18 protein-coding genes are annotated in these 21,634 nt (G+C 47.7%); 7 read left to right on the top strand and 11 right to left on the bottom strand.

What is annotated here, in order from left to right:
- The first annotated feature begins 26 nt into the window (after window positions 1-26).
- A complete protein-coding gene (locus RQM65_RS04255) occupies window positions 27-557 on the top strand; it encodes a YkgJ family cysteine cluster protein (RefSeq protein WP_314012991.1) in 531 nt (176 codons plus the stop codon).
- A gap of 240 nt (window positions 558-797) precedes the next feature.
- Window positions 798-1,646, top strand: coding sequence for a sterol desaturase family protein (locus RQM65_RS04250; protein ID WP_314012989.1), 849 nt, complete (start codon window positions 798-800; stop codon window positions 1,644-1,646).
- Window positions 1,647-1,718: 72 nt separating this feature from the next.
- Here RQM65_RS04250 and RQM65_RS04245 read toward each other — a convergent pair whose 3' ends face one another.
- On the bottom strand, window positions 1,719-3,179 hold the full coding sequence (locus tag RQM65_RS04245) for an exo-beta-N-acetylmuramidase NamZ family protein (RefSeq protein WP_314012988.1): 1,461 nt from the start codon (window positions 3,177-3,179) through the stop codon (window positions 1,719-1,721).
- 189 nt (window positions 3,180-3,368) lie between these two features.
- Here RQM65_RS04245 and RQM65_RS04240 point away from each other — a divergent pair, with 189 nt between their 5' ends.
- The 4 genes from RQM65_RS04240 (at window position 3,369) to RQM65_RS04225 (ending at window position 8,052) form a co-directional block, all read left to right on the top strand.
- The gene (locus RQM65_RS04240) at window positions 3,369-4,610 is read left to right on the top strand and encodes an ABC transporter permease (protein ID WP_314012987.1); all 1,242 of its coding nucleotides are present in this window, start codon (window positions 3,369-3,371) and stop codon (window positions 4,608-4,610) included.
- Window positions 4,611-4,682: 72 nt separating this feature from the next.
- Window positions 4,683-5,663 carry a PLP-dependent cysteine synthase family protein gene (locus RQM65_RS04235; RefSeq protein WP_314012986.1) on the top strand — a complete coding sequence of 327 codons (981 nt, stop codon included), beginning with the start codon at window positions 4,683-4,685 and terminating at the stop codon, window positions 5,661-5,663.
- 309 nt (window positions 5,664-5,972) lie between these two features.
- Window positions 5,973-7,271, top strand: coding sequence for a M20/M25/M40 family metallo-hydrolase (locus RQM65_RS04230; RefSeq protein WP_314012985.1), 1,299 nt, complete (start codon window positions 5,973-5,975; stop codon window positions 7,269-7,271).
- Window positions 7,272-7,275: 4 nt separating this feature from the next.
- Window positions 7,276-8,052 carry an aldose 1-epimerase gene (locus RQM65_RS04225; protein ID WP_314012984.1) on the top strand — a complete coding sequence of 259 codons (777 nt, stop codon included), beginning with the start codon at window positions 7,276-7,278 and terminating at the stop codon, window positions 8,050-8,052.
- A gap of 128 nt (window positions 8,053-8,180) precedes the next feature.
- Here the strand turns inward: RQM65_RS04225 and RQM65_RS04220 are convergent, their stop codons facing one another.
- The 5 genes from RQM65_RS04220 to RQM65_RS04200 all read right to left on the bottom strand — a co-directional run bounded on the left by RQM65_RS04220 (window position 8,181) and on the right by RQM65_RS04200 (window position 16,177).
- A complete protein-coding gene (locus tag RQM65_RS04220; RefSeq protein ID WP_314012983.1) occupies window positions 8,181-8,897 on the bottom strand; it encodes a DUF4369 domain-containing protein in 717 nt (238 codons plus the stop codon).
- A 381-nt stretch (window positions 8,898-9,278) separates the two neighbouring features.
- Window positions 9,279-10,541, bottom strand: coding sequence for a DUF819 family protein (locus RQM65_RS04215; RefSeq protein WP_314012981.1), 1,263 nt, complete (start codon window positions 10,539-10,541; stop codon window positions 9,279-9,281).
- 7 nt (window positions 10,542-10,548) lie between these two features.
- The gene (locus RQM65_RS04210; protein WP_314012979.1) at window positions 10,549-11,361 is read right to left on the bottom strand and encodes a Cof-type HAD-IIB family hydrolase; all 813 of its coding nucleotides are present in this window, start codon (window positions 11,359-11,361) and stop codon (window positions 10,549-10,551) included.
- A gap of 148 nt (window positions 11,362-11,509) precedes the next feature.
- The gene (locus tag RQM65_RS04205; RefSeq protein ID WP_314012977.1) at window positions 11,510-13,711 is read right to left on the bottom strand and encodes a DUF5916 domain-containing protein; all 2,202 of its coding nucleotides are present in this window, start codon (window positions 13,709-13,711) and stop codon (window positions 11,510-11,512) included.
- Between the two features lie 207 nt (window positions 13,712-13,918).
- Window positions 13,919-16,177 (bottom strand): transglycosylase domain-containing protein, encoded by a 2,259-nt coding sequence (locus RQM65_RS04200; protein ID WP_314012976.1) that lies wholly within the window; start codon window positions 16,175-16,177, stop codon window positions 13,919-13,921.
- Window positions 16,178-16,505: 328 nt separating this feature from the next.
- Here RQM65_RS04200 and RQM65_RS04195 point away from each other — a divergent pair, with 328 nt between their 5' ends.
- Entirely contained in the window at window positions 16,506-17,276 is a 771-nt protein-coding gene (locus RQM65_RS04195) for a S1/P1 nuclease (protein ID WP_314012974.1), read from the top strand.
- A gap of 10 nt (window positions 17,277-17,286) precedes the next feature.
- On the opposite strand, the gene RQM65_RS04190 is transcribed toward RQM65_RS04195, so the two are convergent.
- From RQM65_RS04190 to RQM65_RS04170, 5 genes are all read right to left on the bottom strand, one after another.
- A complete protein-coding gene (locus RQM65_RS04190; protein ID WP_314012972.1) occupies window positions 17,287-17,565 on the bottom strand; it encodes a TIGR03643 family protein in 279 nt (92 codons plus the stop codon).
- A gap of 268 nt (window positions 17,566-17,833) precedes the next feature.
- Window positions 17,834-18,448, bottom strand: a complete 615-nt coding sequence (locus tag RQM65_RS04185) for an alpha-ketoglutarate-dependent dioxygenase AlkB family protein (protein ID WP_314012970.1) — start codon at window positions 18,446-18,448, stop codon at window positions 17,834-17,836.
- A gap of 95 nt (window positions 18,449-18,543) precedes the next feature.
- Window positions 18,544-18,870, bottom strand: a complete 327-nt coding sequence (locus RQM65_RS04180) for a DoxX family protein (RefSeq protein WP_432279858.1) — start codon at window positions 18,868-18,870, stop codon at window positions 18,544-18,546.
- A gap of 219 nt (window positions 18,871-19,089) precedes the next feature.
- Entirely contained in the window at window positions 19,090-20,877 is a 1,788-nt protein-coding gene (locus RQM65_RS04175) for a DUF885 domain-containing protein (protein WP_314012968.1), read from the bottom strand.
- Window positions 20,878-20,983: 106 nt separating this feature from the next.
- The gene (locus tag RQM65_RS04170; protein WP_314012966.1) at window positions 20,984-21,616 is read right to left on the bottom strand and encodes an MOSC domain-containing protein; all 633 of its coding nucleotides are present in this window, start codon (window positions 21,614-21,616) and stop codon (window positions 20,984-20,986) included.
- Between the last annotated feature and the right edge of the window lie 18 nt (window positions 21,617-21,634).

Below are 21,634 nucleotides of genomic sequence, written 5' to 3'. Positions count from 1 at the left end.
TTTAGCTTTGGACCGACATGGATAAGATGGACCGAATACTGGATACACTTCCTCAAAAGGCTGCAATAAAACACGGTGAGAACAAAAAGTTTTTAAAAAGACTAAAAAAGAAGCCGCCCAAAAATTTGGATTATATCATGCAGGAACTGCATGAGAGGGAGTTCGAGCGTACCGATTGCCTGAAGTGTGCGAATTGCTGTAAGACCACCGGCCCACTATTCACGAATGCCGATATTGAACGGATTGCCAAGCACTTTAGACAAAAACCACAAGCGTTCATCGAACAACATCTCCGTATCGACGAAGACAAGGATTATGTGTTGCAGGGAGTACCCTGTGCTTTTTTGGGAGCGGACAACCGTTGTTCCATATACGATGTCAGACCCAAGGCTTGTCGTGAATTTCCCCATACCGACAGAAAAAAATTCCAACAAATTTCACAGCTGACGTTGAAGAACGTGGGTATTTGTCCGGCGGCCTTTAATATTGTCGAAGCGATGAAGGAAAAGCTTACAAACGACGGCCGCACTCGCCAAAGACCGGAAAGTAGGAGGTAGAAAATGGCAGATCCTGTTCCGAGACAACAACAATCGGAGAGGGGTCGCTGCGCTGACCAAGGAACAATGCTTTAGCTCGTGAGTTTAGAACCATTAAAGCTTTAGGAGCATTGAAGTACGAGAACCGGTTCCGTTCAATGAGCTAAGGGGCCGTTCTAGTAAATCAATCCCATTTATTCGCCGTATTTGTCGTAATTTGTGACCGAACAGTTCAGTTTTTAAAACGTATCCCACATTCCGATGGAGGCTATCATCGACTATTTCGAGACCATCCCTTCCCTGCACCGCTCGTTGATATTAGTGGGCGGCATAAGCTTTTTCTGGATGTTGGAAGGCGCCGTTCCACTATTTAGGTTCACCTATAAAAAATGGAGACATGCCGTACCCAACCTTTTTTTCACGCTGACGACCGTTCTCGTGAATTTTATATTGGCCTTTCTCTTACTCCGGACGGCGGATTGGACCGCAGTCAACGATTTTGGAGTGATTAATTGGCTGCCCGAAATGCCGCTCTGGCTCTACGTGGTCTTGGGAACATTATTGCTGGACTTCGTCGGTGCATATCTTCCCCATTACGTCGAGCACAAAGTAAAGCCGCTTTGGATGGTTCACCTCGTGCACCACACCGATCACAACGTCGATACGACTACGGCGAACCGTCACCACCCTTTGGAAAGCGTCATCCGTTTCGGATTTACCTTAGCGGGGGTCTTTATCATCGGAACGCCAATCGGTATTGTGTTCCTTTACCAATCTTTGTCCCTAATCGCCACCCAGTTCGGGCATGCCAATATCAAGCTGCCCCGGCAGGTGGACAAAGCTCTAAGCTGGGTTATCGTTTCCCCCGATATGCACAAAGTACACCATCACTATATGCTTCCCTATACCGATTCGAATTACGGAAATATATTCTCTATTTGGGATAGGTTGTTGGGAACATTTATGGAATGCGATCGCGACGCTATTGTTTACGGAGTGGACACTTTTCCCGATGAGGTCGAGAATGGTAGTATTGGCGGATTGCTGAAACAGCCGTTTCACAAATATCGGAAGCCGACGGGAACGACCAGGTGCAAGGGTGACGGATAGTGTTCGGTCGTGCGTCCGATGGGTCGCCCGGAAAAAACCGGAACATCGAAACGGGCCGGGCTACGCGACCGGTTACGGATACATCAAATACTTCTTCCGTGTCTTCCCGAATTTTTCTAAGTCCCCCTGCCAGGTTTCCTTAATTTCCTTTTCGGTCTTGCCGGCCTCGATCTGTTGTTGTAGTGCAGCGGTACCGGCATGCTTTGTAAAACCCTTGGTGTTGAACACTTTGCTTTTATCAAGAGAGTTCGTGTAGGCGTCGATGACCCATTGCAAGGTGACTTCGTGCATTCTGGGATTTTGGGAAAGGTCTTTTCCGAAACACTTTTTTCCTTCCTCTTTAGGATTTTTTGATCCAAAATTGGGCATGGGTACATAGGTGAAACTGTACTGGGTGCTGTCTAAAAAGGAGGCGCCGTAACGTTGAAACTGGAATTCCGTGCCGCGTCCGGCGTTGATGTTGGTGCCCTCAAAAAGGCCCAAGCTCGGATAGAGGGTTATGGCTGTATCGTCCGGTAGGTTCGGCGAGGGCCGTATCGGGAGGTTATAATCGGTGCAGTGGTTCCAGTTTTTTAATGGGATTACAGTGAGGTCCGCCTTTTTATTATCTTTCAGCCATCCCTCTTCATTGATCATTCGAGCGTATTCGCCTATGGTCATTCCGTAAACTAGAGGGATTTGGGTCATTCCCAAGAAACCGGTATGTGCGGCCTCCATGGTTGGACCATCAACATAGTGACCGTTCGGGTTGGGACGGTCCAAAACTATTATGGGAACGTCGTTTTCGGCACAGGCTTCCATAACAAGTTGTAAGGTGGCAATATAGGTGTAGAAGCGCACCCCGACATCCTGAATATCAAAAAGCACTACATCAAGGTCTTGCAATTGCCCGGCCGACGGCTTCCGGTTTTTTCCGTAGAGGGAAATCAACGGCAGGCCCGTTCGGTTATCCGTCCCATCCTTTAACTTTTCCCCGGCATCCGCCTCTCCGCGAAAACCGTGTTCGGGCGCGAAGACCTTTTTTATATCCACCTTTAGGGAAAGCAAAGAATCCACCAAATGGGTATAATGGGTTCGGATGATTTCGTTTTTAGTCTTTCGTTCCCCGTAGCCCTGTCTTCCGTCTTGCGTTACCGGTCTTGCCGAATAGCCATCTATCTTTACTTCGTCACCGCTTCCATGTTCCGGCATCCCTGGTCCGTCACCGGTCTCCATTTCCCTATCGCCGCTGCGCCCATTTTCCTCAAGCTTACTTCTTGAATCTTGTTCGTGGAAAGAATCGTCCTGACCTTCGTCCTCTTTAAATATCACACTGGTCTGATTCGCGACCACCCCCACTTTTTTGCCTTTGAGTAAATCGATATAATCCTCTGTTCTGTTTGCCCCCACAATGACCGGTTCCGGTACTAGGGCTTCCGTTTCCGCCATAGCGATTCGCACCGGGCCGGCCTTCTCTTCCTTGGACGGGTTTACACAGGAACAAGCCGCCAAAAACAAAATGAAAAACGTACTTTTGAAATTAAGTATGTGCATGACCTGATCGAAATATGCGCTGTTAGCTTAATGATATTATTTTAGCGTCGGGTTTTGATAATTACCTTAGGGTTGCCGAACCATTCCATTAGTGCGGAACGGGATCGAAAAGTTCTTTTCCCTACTTAACAGGTTGATGTGTTTGCATACCTATAAAATATTTTACCATAGTACCGTAAAAACCTCGGATTGAATTTTGAATATTTTCTGGCCAAACGCCTTATCAAAGGTGCGGCGCATAAAAGTAGTATTTCTGCGCCGATAATAAAAATAGCGATTGCCGCCATCGCCATGGGGGTAATCATGATGCTGGTCGCCATTGCTACGGGAGTGGGACTTAAATATAAAATCCGCGAGAAAGTATCCGCGTTCAACGGCCACATCCAGATATCGAACTACGACAACAATGCATCCGATGTGTCTGTGGTGCCGGTATCTTTGGATCAGGAGTTCTATCCGGAATTCAAATCTGTCGATGGAATTGCGAACGTGCAAGCAGTGGCGAGCAAGGGCGGCATTATCCGAACTGAGGACACCTTCGAAGGCATCATCGCCAAGGGCGTCGGCAGCGACTATAACTGGTCCGTTTTTGAGGAATACCTGGTCGATGGCAAATTACCTGATTATTCCGGAAAATTGAACAATGAGGTGTTGATGTCCCGTTTGATGGCGAAGCGTCTGCATCTTGAGACGGGTGATTCGTTCTTTTCTTTTTTCTTGAAGGATGATAGTGTCGACAAATTGCCCAACCAGCGAAAGTTTACCATAACGGGACTCTATGATAGCGGTTTTGAAGAGTTTGATGGACTCTACGTTTTTGCCGACATACGTCATATTCAGCGGATGAACCAATGGGATGCCGATCAAGTTGGAAATTTTGAGGTTTTTTTGGATAGTTTCGATGATATCGAGGCGAAAAGCAAGGAAATATACGGGAAGACCCTCTCCTCGTTGGATACCCAAACCATCATCGACAAATATTATAAAATATTCGAGTGGATCGGTCTGTTCGACTTTAACATCTTCCTGATTATCGGAATTGTCATCATTGTCAGCGGATTTAATATGATTACCGCCCTCTTGGTGCTGATCTTGGAGCGGACCCAAATGATTGGTATCCTCAAAGCCCTCGGCACGGCAAACTGGAGCATACGAAAAGTTTTTCTGTACAATGCCGCCTACCTGATCGGTATCGGACTGGTATGGGGCAATTCCATTGGACTAGGGGCGATATGGATCCAAAATCGGTTTAAAATTCTTAAATTCCCCAATCCACAGGAATATTATATCGATTACGTCCCCGTTCACATCGATAGCATTACCATAGTTTTATTAAATATCGGAGTTTTGGTATTGTGTCTTCTGATGTTATTGGTGCCCTCTTACATTATTACCAAAATTACACCGGTTAAGGCCATCAAGTTTGAATGATTAATTGAGTTTATTGGTTGAGTTTGTAGGTTTATCAGTTTAGGAGTCGCCAATACACTAGTCCACAATTCTATGAAATACGCAGAAAACATACTGGAAACCATTGGGAACACGCCCTTGGTGAAAATGAACAAGTTGACCGTCGAACTGCCCTGTCTCGTCCTAGCGAAGTACGAAACCTTTAATCCGGGGAATTCGGTGAAGGATCGTATGGCCCTACAGATTGTCGAGGATGCCGAGGAAGCGGGGCACCTTAAACCTGGGGGGACGATTGTAGAGGGTACCTCCGGGAATACCGGCATGGGTCTCGCCTTGGCGGCAATCGTGAAAGGCTATCGGCTTATTTGCGTCATTAGCGACAAGCAATCCCAAGAAAAAATCGACATCTTGAAGGCGATGGGGGCCGAGGTGCATGTTTGTCCTACCGATGTCGCACCTGAAGACCCGAGAAGTTACTATTCTACGGCACGGCGCCTGGCCGAAGAAATTCCCGGGGCTTGGTACGTGAACCAGTATGACAATCTTTCGAATACGAAAGCCCATTTCTTAAGCACAGGTCCCGAAATTTGGGAACAGACCGATGGTAAAATTACCCATTTTGTGGTGGGGGTCGGCACGGGAGGTACGGTTTCGGGCGTCGGGAAATTTCTGAAATCCAAAAATCCCGATATCAAGGTCTGGGGGGTCGATACCTATGGATCTGTGTTCAAAAAGTACCATGAGACGGGCATTTTTGACGAAAACGAGATTTATCCTTATACCACCGAGGGTATCGGCGAAGACATCCTTCCTAAAAACGTAAATTTTGATATCATCGATGGTTTCACCAAGGTGACCGATAAAGATGCCGCCCTATACACGCAGCGCCTGGCCAGGGAGGAAGGTTTCTTTTTGGGCAACTCCGCTGGGGCGGCCATTAAAGGCCTTTTGCAGCTCAAGGATAATTTTAGCGAAGACGATGTTGTCGTTGTGTTGTTTCATGACCATGGTAGCCGGTATGTTGGAAAAATGTTCAACGAGGCTTGGATGCGGAAGCAGGGATTTGTGGAGTAGTTTGAAAAGTGTCGTGTCGAGTACTTCGACAGCCGATTCGACTCTATCATGCAGCACAGGCTGTCGGTCGAGACATTTTCATCTAAGCCCTTGACTGCCAGCCCGAAAAATTCGTTCCCGCCTAAACGGGACACCCGCACAATTCGGCAAGGGAGGGACGGACTGACGGGCACTCAAGGTGACAAAAACCTTCTGTAGGCTACTGAACGGATAGGCATTCTCTTTTTTTAGTCTTTGTTCTAAGTCTTACAGTCCTACATCGGATTTAACTCTCAGAACGGATAATAAAAAAAATACAATGATATGATTATGAGAAAAGGTTTCATTTTTGCCATAGCGCTTGTCACCTGCGTTACCGGCCTCAACGCCCAAAAACTATCGCGTGCCGAGAAGAAATTGGTAAAGAGCGTAGAAACGAACAATCCGGATGCCATTTCATTTTTGGAGAAAGTGGTGAACATCAATAGTGGTACCTTGAATACCGAAGGTGTAAAGCGGGTGGGAGCGGTGTTTCGGAAAGAATTCGATAAAATCGGCTTTACCACCTCATGGATTGACATGCCTGAAGAACTCAACCGTGCTGGGCATCTTTTCGCCGAAATTGGGGGAAACAAGGGAAGAAAGTTATTGCTGATCGGACATTTGGATACGGTTTTTGAAGAGGATAGTCCCTTTCAGACCTTCGAGAAGGTCAATGACAGTATCGCCCACGCTCCGGGCGGAAATGATATGAAGGGCGGCGATGTCATCATATTGTATGCCCTGAAGGCGCTCCGGGAGAACGGACTGCTCAATGACGCCCAAATTATAGTTGCCTTCACCGGGGATGAGGAGAGTGCCGGAAAACCTTTGAGCATTAGTCGAAAAGATTTGATAAGCGCTGCCGAACGTAGCGATATCGCCCTGGGGTTCGAGACCTCCACGGGCTTTAACTACGCTACCGTGGCACGCAGAGGGGCTTCGGGCTGGGAGGTCGAGGTAGAGGGCAAGCGGGCCCATTCATCGGGGGTGTTCAGTACCGATGTCGGGGCTGGAGCTATTTTCGAGATGTCGCGCATCCTGAACGGCTTTTACGAGAAAGTCAAGGGAGAGGAGTTTTTGACTTTCAATCCCGGCGTATTGCTGGGCGGCACTTTTGTAGACTACGATCCCAAGAAAGGTAAAGGCAATGCCTTTGGAAAAAGTAATGTAGTCGCGCAGACGGCGGTGGTCAAAGGCGGACTCCGATTTATCTCTGAAGAACAGAAAGAGAAGGCACGTAGTAAAATGCGGGAAATCGTGGCGAAAAATCTGCCCCACACTTCCGCACAAATAAGTTTCACCGACAGTTATCCCGCTATGGAGCCCAGTGAGGGCAACCGGGCCCTTTTGGATCAACTTGACCAAGTCAGTCGCGATCTGGGCCAGGGCGAGGTCTTGGCCTACGACCCCGGAAAACGCGGGGCGGCCGACACTTCGTTCGTGGCCGAATACGTCGATGCCCTTGATGGCCTGGGAACGATGGGAACCGGGGCGCATACTCCCGATGAGACCGTGAACCTTAATACGATAGAGGCCTTGACCAAACGTACGGCGGTCTTGATCTATCGGCTTATTAATCAGGACTAAAATTATGATTACACTAGAATTACTCGATCAAAAGGTAGGCATCGATGCCGGGGAACTGGTGAGCTATCAAGTCGATGGCCACGAATACATCCATCAAAAGGGAAGTCCCGGTTGGCGGAACTCCGATACTGAGATGTTCCCGATTATCGGCCCCACCTCGAAAGCTGAGTTTCAGGTACAGACCCCTAAGGATATCGCTATCCAGGATCAACACGGTCTGTTGCGGGAAATGGATTACGAACTGGTTTCCCAGACAGGCACGGAAGTTGTTTTCAAGAAAAAATACGAAGCGCGTACCCAGGTCAAGAACTCGAAGTATCCGGAGAAATCCAACAAGGAATATTTGTTTTGGACCTACGATTTCCTGTTTCAAAAACAGTTCCTATTGACGGAATCGGGCCTCGAAATAACCTTTATCGTTTCCGGGGAACGCGATAGTCCCTTTATGTTGGGCTATCATCCTGCCTTTAAACTGTATTCCGCAGACCCCGTTATCGTAGCGGGCAAAAAGAATATTGGGCTTGATGAGGTACTAGCCGTAGGAAGTCGCGCTATGGAAGTCCCTAATTGTGAAGACATCCTACTGAAAGATGGAGAACGCCAACTTCAAATTAAGACAAAGGACTTTGGCAATTTTATGTTGTGGACGGAGGTTCGCAATATGGTCTGTATCGAGCCCATCACCTTTTACCCCTATACCGTCGAACAGCGAAACCTGCACGAGGGCTTTCGGTACTTGGATAACAAGGCGCAGACCTTCAAGGTAGCTTTGATGCCTTGAGAGGCAATTTACTGAAGCCCCAAGATATTCCATCCATTTGTTGAAGAACTGGCGGGCTCTGTGCAATTCCCGGATTCCGATCAAGATTATAAAGAACTTTTAACCGATGCCTTGCTCGAGAAATATGCCTATTCTCCGGAATTCTTCGCTTTCTCCAAATAAGCCTTCAGTGCAGTGCCGTACTTCGACTCGGCGACCTCGGAGGTAAGTGACCCGTAAATGGAATCCAGATACACGATGTTGGCGTCCGGCACCTCGTTAAGGGCGATGTAGGGGGCGATGTAGGAGTCATTGTTATTCAGCGCAAAGTTCAGAGCGTAGGCGTAGCCCCGCTTTACGTTTCTATCGCTCAAGTCTTGGATGGAATCCAATTGTAGGGAGTCCAATTCAGATTGTCGTTCTGTTGCATTTCGTACCAGCTCCAGATTTTTTAAATTGAAGCGGGACATGGTTTTTTGGTACTCCTCCAGTTTCTTTTGAGTCTTGGAGCCCTCGATCTTAGCTTTGGTATCAAACGTGTTCCAAGCCGTGTTGATGGTAATCGTCCCGGGCTCACCAAAAAAAGTGATTCGATCGTTGATGTCGTTGTTGTCTTTTTTGTCGAGGTACAGATAGAAGATTTCAGGGCTCTCCAATTCCGTCTTAAAGTTAAAGCCGCCATCACCATCAATCTGTAACGAATCAACCGATACCAACTTGGAATCGGAGAGGTGTTGGAGGTACAGGGTTCCTTTTTTTAGGCCTTTGACCTTTCCGGTCACGAACATGGTTCGCTCTGATGTATCGCTATCGCAGGCTAGCATCAATACCGCCGGAAGCAGGAAAAATAGTAGTGTTCTTTTCATTTTGGGGATGGTCTGATTAAGAAAACGGGAACGTTAGAAATTTAAAGGCGACCGGGTTGCTCCGATTGATGCCTAATTCAGGTTGGATTTCCGAAATTCCATTCCGCAAATATCCTAAATTTTTCGATGGTGCTACCTCAATCCGACTTTAAAATTCACATCCTCGTTTAACGGCAACCAGCGCTGCGAGTTGTCAAGCGAATGCCTACTTTCATCGAAAAAACCGATCCAAAATCGGGAAAAAACGAAAATTTCCATAGATTGGTGGAAAATTCCTACTTATGAACAACTATATCGTTCTCTTCTGTTTTTTTGCGATTTGTTTTGTCATGGCATGTCTTTTGGCTCTGTTCTTATCCAACGATAAGGGGTAAATTTCCATTACATGGTAGCGGCCACCTCCATTAAATAGGTACATAGCAAGGCTCCGCCCGTTCCGACCACATATCCGAAAACGGCAAGTAGTACGCCTACGGAGGTTAAAGACGGATGGAATTCAGCCGCAACGATCGGTGCCGAAGCTGCCCCGCCCACATTGGCCTGACTGCCAACGGCTAGGAAGAAATAAGGCGCTTTGATGAGTTTTGCGACCAAAATAAGGAGACCCGCGTGGATGGAAATCCAGACAAATCCTACGACCAGAAGCCCCGGATTTTCCAATACCCTTCCCAAATCCATTTTCATACCTATGGTCGCCACTAGAATATAAATGAACACACTTCCGATTTTACTGGCACCTGCCCCTTCGTAATTCTTTACTTTGGTAAATGAAAGTGCAATTCCAAGGGCAGTTGCCAATACAACCATCCAAAAGAAACCGGAACCTAGAAAGGAAAGAAAGTTTGAGGCATCGGCAACCTGCGCGATGTTCGCGATAAGATAATCACTAATTTTATCCCCGAAAAAATGAGCGATACCGGTTGCCGTAAAGGCAATGGATAGCATCAAAATATAATCGCTCAAAGTAGGAATCCGTGCGATCTTTTCAGCAAATTCGGTCACTTTTACCTTTAAGGTTTCGATGGCCGAGTTATCCGCTTTTAGCCATTTGTCGATTCTGACACTTCTGCCCACCCCGAACAGAATGACGGCCATCCAAATATTGGCGATGACAATATCGACCAGCACCATTTTTCCGTATTCATTGGGGTTGTACTTAAATATCTCTAACATGGCCGCTTGGTTCGCACCGCCCCCGATCCAACTGCCCGCGATGGTGGAGAGTCCCCTCCATACCGCATCAAAATCGTTGCCGCCAACCGTTGCAGGCGAAAAAATGGAAACGATGAGTATAGCGATGGGGCCACCGATAATGATACCTCCCGTACCGGTCAAAAACATTATTAGGGCCTTGCTGCCCAAGTTCGATATAGCTTTCAAGTCAATACTTAAGGTCATCAAGACCAATGCAGCCGGCAAGAGGTATCGGCTTGCCATAAAATAGAGGTTTGACGTTTGGTCCGAAATGACACCGGTACTCGCCAAAATAGCCGGCAAGAGGTAGGCCATAAGTACGCCGGGAACGATGGAATAGAACCTGCGCCAAAATCCGGTCTTTATCGCAGAGGTATAAAAAATAAATCCTAGGCAAAGGACTAGGAGTCCAAATACTACCGTATCGTTGGTGATTAAAGGGTCGGCCATTATTTTGCTAGAGGTTAGGGGTTAGGAGCCCGGATTTTATAAAATGTGCTACACCATCGTGAACATTGGGCAGTGCGACGATGTCCGCAGCCGCTTTGACCTCTGGTCGTGCATTGCCTACCGCCACGCCGAACCCACAGTGCTTCAACATGTCAATATCATTGTAATTGTCCCCGAAGGCGATTACATCGGAAAGGGTCTCGCCCGGCTTCAACAAACTTTTGATCGCGGACAGTTTGGAGACCGATTTCGGCGATATCTCGATTAAAGTATCGTTTGAACGATACAGATGGACCTGTTCACCCAATTCTTTTTCAAGCTGTGGATACAGTTTATCCGACGTAATCTTAGTTCCCATAAGCATGACCTTGTGTGCTCCAACGTTCCGCTCCTCCCAATCTCGCAACGTATCCGGAGTATTCCTAAATACTGGGGTGGCTTGAGTATGTCGGATTTCTTTGCGCACCCGCGCGGTGTTTTCCTCCACATACCATTCGTCGCTCTGGTAAAGTCCCAGTTTTGTGAATTGCGATTCGGCGAGGTCATAAATTTTCCACAGGTGGGGCATATTGATCAGGGCCGATGAAATTTCCACGTCCCCATGCAGTACCAAAGCACCGTTATAAGAGACCATTGGCTGGTCTTGTATGTTCAGCCTACGCTGTAAATAGCGCATGGCTCTTGGCATTCGGGCCGACACCAGTATAATTCGCATTTTGTCGCGTAGCCGACCGATCTCGGATATCGTGACATCCGACACATCGCTTTTTGTAGAAAGCAATGTTCCGTCAAGATCAGCGCAAAGCATTTTATATTTCAAAATAGTCGTATGGTTTGGAGCCACCTGGTCGGCGCTTCCCTTTATAATCGGGCTTAGAGCAATTCGAAACTTCAAATTCTGAAGTACATTAGAATAGCAACATATGTGTCCATTTTTCAAAGTTCAAAATCGCCTTATTTTAAATCGGTCATAAGTTCACCCAATACCGCAATTTTAAATTGATCGAGCGATATCGAGGTTCAAATTGGTTCACGACGTAATTGTCATTGTAAACGACAAATAAATCCGACAAGGGGGCAAAACGCCATTGCAGTCTTGAATTGATGCCCATATTGTTAGCCTGGTTTCCGTATTGAAAAATAGTGGACCAAAAAATAGATTTGCTAAAGGTAATATTGAGTTTTGAACTCACCAACCAAAAGTTGGCATCCGGGTAGGGGTCGGGCAGTCGAATCCGGTTGTGGCTCAAGAGCAGCGAAATTACGGCTTTAGGCTGTAGTCGCAAAGTTGTTTCCCCTTCAAGGCTCAAGAGGTCGCCGTTAAAAAAGCGACCTATTTGGGCAAAACCCTCGAAAGAAACTGTCTTGGCCCGATTCGATTCGTATTCTACCCCTACGCTGTTGAAGTGATAACCTTGATCGCCGGGCAAGGGAATACCGCCTTCGGTTCCGGTCGGATCAAAAGGGTCGGACAGATAGATGTACTCTCCGTAAAATTCGACCATGAATTCGGACTGGTCCTGGAGCTCGGCGGACCATGAGGCCATTATATTACGATCGGTGTTCTTGTAATCTAAACTTGGTTGCCAGGTAATAATGGGAAAAAACTGAAAGCCATGGGTGTTGATAAAGCTACTTTTAGGGTAGAACAGCCGTTGGACACCCGTAGCGGATTTTAGGATATCGGTGCGCCGGATAAAGCCGAGATCCGATCGAAAGTCCTCATCGATATACACCAGATCGGAAAAAACGTTAAATCTCCTGGTGTTGTAGCTCAAGGATGCCCCACTGGAAAAATTGCCGCGGCTGTCGTCGGGCTGGAAGGACTTATGGGCGTAAAATTTGCCCGTCCAAATATTATTTTCAGAGGCCAGATTATAGTCCAATCCCACCACCCGATTGTACTCATCTTCACGTTCGATAAAATCATAGTCTTTGAAAGATTGTTTGTTGATAAAGAACATTCCGATGTTGGAACGGGAGAAGACTTTCTTTTGAAGGGCGAGCATGGTATTGTTGTTCGAGGCGATCTCATTGGCCTTGTCCTTATCGGTTTGAATGCTGAGTACGCCCAAACGCCAATCGTCGTTGAGTTTCCCACTCAGACGGATGCCGCCCAGAATACGGTTTTCTATAAAATTGCCAGTACTGTCCCTGGCGATGCCGATGCGCCTTGAAAAAAACGGATTGGCATCTTTGCCGCCGCCAAAGCTGCCGAAAAGGTCGCTATTATCTATAAAAAATTGCCGTTTTTCCGGACGGGACACCTCAAATCGGGTCAAATTGGTGATAATATCATCTACTTCGACATTGGAGAAATCGGGATTGATGGTTACATCGAGGTTCATGCCATTGCCGATAGCAACTTTCGCGTCGCCACCGACCTTGAGCTGAAAGCGGCCGTCGTCGAGCAAATAGTCCTTTTCGGCAATGGCGTTGGCATAGGGAATAAGGGCCAGGGGGGTACGCGATTTTCCCAGGGGTTGTTCAAAGATCATATCGCCCATAAAGGCGAGGCTGAAAATCGACTGGTTCTGGGGTACCCGATACCAGGCACTGCGCTCATTGGTCTGCATGTCAAAGCGATAGCTCTGAAAGCGCCATTTGGTCTCGCCCTCCCTGAACTTGAAAGAAGTCAGGGGAATGGCCAGTTCTGCCGTGTAATAGTTCTCGAACATTTTGGCTTCCCCCAGCCATTTAACATCCCACGAAGTATTAAAATCACGACCACTTTCCTCTCCGCCCCCTGAAATCAGCGCCTCCCGACGCACACCGAAGGGGTTGATACCAAAGAGAAAGGCGTTGGTACCATCGTTGAACGTATCGAACATCAAACTGATGTTATCGTTTCCCCCGGCCCGAAAGTCCCGTTCCAAAGAAGGGATGACCCAATTGTTGTCAACCGATAATACCTTGATGCCAACGTATAGCGTGGTCTCGTTATAGACCATTTTTATTTCCGTCGGCTGTTTCGCTGGGACCTTGTCCGAGGGAAAATATTGTTGGAAATCCGTAGCCACCTCTGCGTTTTCCCAAGCGGGATCGTCGAGAATACCATCGATTTCGAGAAAATCGGATATAAATTTAACGGTGAAGGATTTCTCGGGGTCTTGGGCTAGAACAAGGGCGTTCACAAATAGCGCAAGGGTAAAGCAAAACGTCCTGGTCATTGAAGGTAAGGTTAGCCGCCATAAAAATAAGGGAATTTATTTTACGGGCAAGCCTCTCGACCAGCTTGAGGTCATGCAATTTAATTAATATCTATCAATTCTTGCATCGACCAGGGCTCTCTGTCTCAATATCAAGCTTACTTACAAGCGAATAACGTTCAAAGCCTTCCGTTTAAATACCAAGGTCCAGCGACCAACGACTAATCTCTAACGCCCAGAGCTCTTCCGCTCAAAGTCTTTTTTCTTCTTTTTGTTCGGGTTGGTAAACAATCTTTTAAAGAAACCATCGCGCTTGACCGGTTCGCAGTCCATCAAGCGTACGACTTCGGGGGACGGGGTTGAGAAACGGGCCTTGGTGATGGAATCGTAAGAAGGGTGCCGGTTCAGCTCTTGCATAAACTTGGCGAACATGGGGAGGGCGGCGTTGGCGCCTTGGCCGAGCGCGGTACTTCTGAATCCAATTTCGTGATGATCGAGTCCCACCCAGGTCACGTGGAGCATCTTGGGGGTCAGGGCCACAAACCAGGCGTCTTTGTTATTTTGGGTGGTACCTGTTTTCCCGGCGATATCGTTTTTGAGTTTGTAGGTGGTACGGATTCGGGAGGCGGTGCCGCTATTGACGGTTGATTTCATCATTTCGAGCATAATTTGCCTTGTTTCTTCTGAAAAAGCGCGTGTTTTGGCCTGTTTTGGCTCAAATTCGGTCAGAAGGGAATCTTTTTGGTCGGTTATGCGGTTGATCAAGTAAGGCAGTACCGCTTTGCCGTCGTTCAAATAGGTCGCATACACGCCCGCCAGTTCGTTCAGGTAGAGCTCGCCGGTGCCCAAAGCGATGGATGGCTCTTCGGGCAGTTTGGTGAAAACCCCCATATTTTTGGCCATGGTCATAACGTTGGTGAGTCCCGTTTCTTCCAGCACCTTTACCGTGACTGTGTTTACGGAATTGCTAAGCGCCTGTTCCATGGAATAGTTGAGGTAGGCCTCGTCTTCGTCGCCGGAGTTGCCCGGCGACCATCCTTTTAAATTCTCGTATTCCACTTCTCGGGCCGAAAAATAGTCGCAGGGTGAGATGCCGGTTTCCAGGGCGGTGGTATATACGATCGGTTTAAAGGTCGAGCCGACCTGTCTTTTGCTCTGGGCGACGTGGTCGTACTTGAAATGTTCGAAGTCCACCCCCCCGATCCAGGTCCTTACCGCCCCCGTATTCGGATCGATGGACAACGATCCGGTATTCAGGAATTTCATGTAGTGTACGATGCTGTCGTAGGAACTGGACTCGACCGTTTTTTCACCTTCCCAATCGGTTAGCAACATCGGTTTCTTGATTTTAAGCGAATCCATGATTTGGGCATCGTTTAGTTTCAATGCTTTGAGCTTCTTATAGACATCCGTGCTCCGCACCACTTTTTGGATCAACTTTTTATCGGTGAGCCAAGGCGCATTTTTGCCGTAGCTCTTTTCGAATTGCGATTGAAGCGAGGTCATGTGTTCGCGCATCGCGGCCTCCGCCCAATATTGCATATTGTAGTCGAGGGTGGTGTAAATCTTGAGTCCGTCGGTATAAATATTGTAATCGTTGCCATCTTCGCGCTGTTGTAGGCTCCATTTCTGCATTTTTTTGCGGACCTCTTCGCGAAAGTAAGGGGCTAGGCCGTCGTTGTTGTCGTACTCCCGATAATCCAAGGCAATCGGAATGTCGATCAAGCTATCCTTTTTTTCTGCGGATAGGAGCTCGTTTTCCGCCATGGCGTGAAGCACTAGGTTTCGTCGGGACAGGCTTTTTTCGGGAAATATTCTCGGATTATAACCGTAGGTTGCCTTCAGCATCCCGACCAAGGTGGCGCCCTCATCCACAGAAAGGTCTTTTGCACGTTTGTTGAAAAATTTTAGGGATGCACTTTCAATACCGAACGTATTGTCCCCAAAGGAAACCGTATTTAGGTAATGGGTCAAAATTTCGTCCTTGGTATAGATATCCTCCAAACGGGATGCGATGACCATTTCCTTCAGTTTGTCCACCGCGATATTCGTTCGCTTTCTATCCCTTCTCGGATACAGGTTTTTGGCCAATTGCTGAGTCAAGGTACTTCCGCCACCGGAGGATTGGTCCTGCATCAGCAGTGTCTTTATTGCCACCCGGCCCAAACTGGGATAGTCGATACCGGAATGTCCGTAGAATCGCTCGTCCTCGATAGCGACAAGGGCGTCGAGCAGATGTTGGGGAATAGCCTCAAAGGGGATGGGCTGCCGATCGTACAGATAAAATTTACCGATAAGAACGCTATCGATGGTATATACCTCGGAGGCCCGCTGGTACTGAAAATTGGAGAGCTCTTCTTTCTTGGGAAGCTGCCCCCAAGCGCCCCAGTACACACTAAGGATAAAGAACAGCAACAGCAAGATGCCCGCCGCAACGGTCAGCAGGGCATATCGTAGGATGGGGGATTTTATCTTTTTTAATAGCACAGGCTTGTTTTTAAGATGACATGGGGCGTTAAGACATAGGATAACTTTCGTTTCTTCGATTACTCGTTCAAGGCCCGTTGGCGCAATGTTTAAAATCGACTTTTCCCTTTTCCCGGCCAGTGCCCACTTTGCCCCCTTCCTTGAAAGACCAACCTGTCGGTCGGTACATTGGCCCCGTTCGTTTTTGAAAAAGTCTTACATCATGCGTCCTTTTGTCCTAAGTCCTTTTTTAAAACGGCTGCAATATCCGATTAAAAAATAAAATCGCAACGAAGCTTAACAATTGATTAATGTGCGTTTGACTATTTTTGGCGAAAAATATCCCGGAATGAGACAGATTATGCTTTTATTGGTGTTGGCGACCCAATTTTGTTTTGCCGATGCCGTCGTCTGGTCGGAAACAGGACACCGGGTGGTCGGCGAAATAGCGCAGGAGCACCTATCAAACAGAGCGGCAAAGGCCATTGACCGGTTGCTCGACGGCGCAAGTTTGGCCAAGGTCTCTACTTTCGGCGATGAAATCAAGGCCGACGGCAGGTATCGCAACTTCAGCCCATGGCATTACGTGAACTATCCCGCGGATAAGGAGTATGGTGACGAGCCGCCCAGTAAACAGGGCGATTTGATCATCGGTATCGAAAAATGTATCGCAGTGATCAAAGACCGGAAAAGTCTGAAAACCGAAAAAGCGTTCTACCTTAAAATGTTGGTGCACCTGATGGGTGATCTGCACCAGCCCATGCACGTCGGCCGGTTGGAGGATAAGGGCGGTAACGACATTCAGGTACGCTGGTTCAACCGGGGCAGTAACTTGCACCGCGTCTGGGATTCGAACATGATCGACGATTATGGCATGAGCTATACCGAACTCTCGGACAATTTGCCCCGGCTCTCAAAGGCACAGAAAGAAGCGGTTCAGAAAGGGGATATTTACGATTGGGTAGAAGAGTCACAGGAGTTGGCCAACGAGGTCTATGACTCCGTGGAGATGGGCGATAAGCTTTCCTATCGTTATAGTTACGACTGGTGGCCTACCGTGGAAATACAGTTGGAGAAAGGCGGGTTGCGATTGGCCAAGGTGCTGAACGAACTGTTCTGATACGGACGTTCTAGCGTTTGGAAATTTTATTTCCCGTGATGTTCTTCTGCCGCGAACTTTTAAAGCGTCCGATCTCGTCCTGTCGAAGTTTTGTGTGTTTCGTGCTTCTGCCTTGTACCCTTTTACGCCACATCCGAAAACTACTGGGTTTCATTTCACGGCGCATGATTTCGATGGTTTCTTGTTCCCTGACCCCGAATTGAAACGTGATGGCCTCAAAGGGGGTGCGGTCTTCCCAGGCCATTTCTATAATACGGTCCAACTCGCGTTCTGTAAAATCCTTTTTCATAGCGGTCCAAAGGTAACAAATTGACTTATTCTCTTTTATTTCGCCTTACGTCATTCCGTTTAACCCAAAAACCTGAAATTTGACGATCTGTAATACGCTTTGAGCTTCCTGTAGGTTATAGTAGTGAAGTTTATAGTGAGGACATTAGCGGCCGCCCGACCGCTAAAGGCAGCGATGGACTTTCTAAACAGGGCCCTCAATAAAAAATCGGCTTAAACAAGTCGATTTTTTTTAGCGATTCGGGTTCTGACCTGTCAGCTCGATGACTTCAAGCGATTACCCTAAAGGTCAAATTGATTCGCTCGCCAATAGGTTTCGCAGTCTTGGGGACTTGGTGCAACCAATGCTGCTGGGTGGTGCCTTGCATTATCAAGAGACTGCCGTGCCACAATAACACTTTATGTTTTAAATACTTGTCGCTGCGATGTTTGAGGTGAAAATAGCGCTCTTGGCCCAAGGTTACGGAAGCGATAACCGGATGAGGTCCCAGAGCTTTTTCGTTGTCCGCATGCCACCCATTGCTGTCCCTTCCATGGCGATAGCGATTGAGGAGGCAGGTGGTGAACACGGCATCGGTAACGGTCTCGATTTTTTCCTTGATTTCCAGCAAGGCTTCCGTGAAGGAATGCGGTTGCATCGTAATATTGGAATAGGAGTAGGGTTTCCCATTAGTACCGTACAGCGCGGTCAATCTAGGTTGTGGATATATCTTCCCAAAAACTTTGATGTTGTCTTGTTGCCAGGGTACCTTTTTCTTAAAATGCTCGAAATAGGCATCCGCTTTCGCCTTGATAAAAAATTCTGGGTAATAGACGATCTCACTGTCGGGCAGGTCGAGGCGTTTTCCGATGGGTTTATCTCTGTTGGCGTTGAAGGCGTTCATGATCACTGCTGAATTCGTCGGTGTGGGTTCTTAACAAATCTTGTCTTGTACGTTTCTTAATAACTTGGGATGTTGGACTTGGAATAGGAGAAGATTCAAAGATACCACCACGCCCAATACATAAGTCCGAATTGCAGGGGAATCCTTAAAATCAAGATCCATTTTGGGATGCCGGCGGATGCTTTTTCGCCAGAAAGCATGTAAAAATGGACCAAAAGAAACACGGCAAGCATTAGAAGGATGCCGTAGATGGATACCTCCTTGGTGGCAGGAAAGCACAATCCCAGCCCGAGAACAATTTCTGCGATACCGCTAAGGGATACCAAAAGCTTGTGTTTCGGCAAGTAGCGGGGCATGATCCGCAAATAGATCTTGGGTTTTATAAAATGCATCAGACCGGCAACGATGTACATTGCGGCCATGAGGTAAAGGTGCCAAGAGGGGGTCAAGTTCAAGTTCAAGTGCCAGGTTCAGGTTTCAAGTTCAAACTTCATGAGTTTATAGGCTTACGCGCCAATGAGTTCATCTAAAAAAGCCACCTCCTATGGCGGTGTTTAGCCCGATTTGAGCAAATTCTTTATTGCTTTGGTCAGCATAGTAAATTAACATCAGTAAAATCGAGACTTGCCGTCCCCCGCTGCTCATGTTTTGCTCTCGCTCGCGATCCATTGATTGATTTTCTCTTCTAAAAGGGCCAGCGGCACGCAGCCAGTTTCCAGAACTTGGTTGTGGAATTCCTTTATATCAAAGGCATCCCCGAGTTCGTTTTCGGCATTGCCGCGTAGCTCCAGAATCTTTAATTGTCCGATTTTGTAGGATAGCGCCTGCCCAGGATTGGCCATGTAGCGCTCGATCTCGGAAGTAATGCCGGCTTCGGATTCCGCTTCGTTGTCCAAGGAATATTGGATGGCCTTCTCCCGTGACCAGCCTTTGGAGTGAAGCCCTGTATCCACTACCAAACGTATGGCCCGGTGCATTTCGGCTCCCAGCATCCCGAAATACTGGTACGGGTCTTCGTAGAGACCCAATTCTTCGCCCAAAGATTCGGTATACAAAGCCCAGCCTTCTCCGTACGCACTGTACCAAAGCGTTTTACGGAATTTGGGAAGCGCCTCGTTTTCCTGGGTCAGCGAAATCTGAAAATGGTGCCCGGGAATGGCTTCGTGCAGAAACAGGTCTTCATCGGAATAGATATTGTATTCGGTAACATCGGGTATGGGCACGTAGAAGATACCGGGCCGGGTGCCATCAAGGGATCCCGGATTGTATTCCGCACTGGCGGATGCCTCTCGGAAGGCCTCGGTACGGCGGACCTCGAAAGCGGTCTTCGGTTGCTTGTCAAAGAGCTTGTCCACTTGGGGCTTCACCTTGTCGTGGATGGCGTTGAAATGGTCGATGACCTGTTGTGGTTCGGTATAGGGCATCAGTTCCTTTTTATTGCGCACATGGTCGAAAAAGGCTTTGAGGTCGCCCTCGAAACCGACCTGCTCCTTGACCTTTTCCATTTCCGAGGAGAGACGGGCGACTTCATCGAGCCCGATCTGATGGATTTCGTCCGCGGTCATATCCGTGGTCGTGTACAATTTGATTTGGTGCCTGTAGTAGGCATCTCCGTCCGGAATGCCCTGAATGCCGCTGCTTTCCCTGCCCGAAGCCATGTAATCGGTTTCCATAAAGTCGTGCAGTTCGCGGTAGGCGGGGACTATCTTTTCGGTAATAATCTTCCCATATTCTTCGGTCAAGCGTTCTTTATCGGCGTCGGAGAAACCTTCGGGATAGTTTTTAACGGGACTGTAAAATAAATTATCCTCCAATTCCGGTTCGGCGACACTCGCCAGTTGGGGCAACACCTTTTGGATGAGGGATTTCGGCAGTACGTTTTCCGCTTCGATACCTTCAATCATTTTGGTTTTGGCAGAGGCCAGCCATTCGCCATAGTCTTCCAATCGAGAGAGCCAGTTGTCGTAATCCTCGACGGACTTAAAGGGTTGTGCACTTGTCCCGCCTGCCAGCTGGCCGACCATGAGGTTCATCGACCACATTTGATCGATCGGGGTGTAGTCGTCGAACTCCAATCCCTCCAGATTGATATCGCATTCCCATTGCAAAACTGCCTTGGTCATTCTTTGATCTTCGGAAAGCTTTTCGTCGCTAAAATCATTTAGTTCTTTTTGATAGGAGGTGTAATAGTCCCGCAGGCGTTTTTCGTATTTGTTCGACAAAAAATTCGGTAGGGTATCGTTGTAGCGCGCGTCGCCCTGGAATGTGGCGCTTAAGGGATTGAGCTCCAATCCCTCTTGATAATAGTTTTCGGCAAGGGAGTCAAAGGCCGTATTTCCGGATACGCCGTTTTCCGCAGCGTTTTTGGAATCATTTTCGCAGGCGAGAACACCGAAAGCCGATACTAGAATTAAAATTTTGATTTTCATAATGGTAATTTAAAATTTTAAAGGTCAGTAGATCAATACATACCATCTTCTCAAGTCTCAGACCCCGTGTTTCAGATGTCAAGTCCTGCTCCTCGAATCCAGCTCTTCAGAGATACTTTTTCATCCGTTCTTTTTTATACTCCGGCACGGAGTCATTGTCCATAAACAGCCGTAAGATTTCGGGACTTTTTTTCTTGGCATAGATAAGTTGGAAAAACTGTGCAATGGTCAGGGCGTTCTCTGATCGTTCGACCAATTTCACAAAATCGTCCTTTTTTATCGCGCCTTCTTCCAGGACACGAACGTATGTGCCGGGACGATTTCGTTCGACGTATTCATTTAGGATGTTCTGATCGTTGAACCGAACGCCCAGTTTATAACAGGGCTCCCGAGGTTGCGACACCTGGATCGTAGCACTTCCTATTTTATAGATGTCCCCGATACGTACTAGGGATTCGTCCAAGCCTTCTACCGTTAAATTCTCGCCGAACATCCCCCAGTCCCAATCCAGCTCGGGATAGGCCTTCCTCCAAAAGGGATATTCATTCGCGGCAAACAAAAAACAGGCCTTGTTGACTCCCGCGTGGTGCTTACGGTCCATTACATGGTCCTTTTCAACATCGGTCTTGCCCAGATGCAGCGACTCGGACACCGGATATTTATAGATGCCTGTTTGCTCTTCCTCCCCGTTCCAATAGAAGGTCGTCGGTTTGCCGATGTTGGTGGAAACAATTCTCATATCCCAAAAATAGAAAAC

Source organism: Pricia mediterranea, assembly GCF_032248455.1.
Taxonomy (GTDB): domain Bacteria; phylum Bacteroidota; class Bacteroidia; order Flavobacteriales; family Flavobacteriaceae; genus Pricia; species Pricia mediterranea.
Note: the sequence above shows the minus strand (reverse complement) of the source record. Positions and strands in the feature narration are given on the sequence as shown.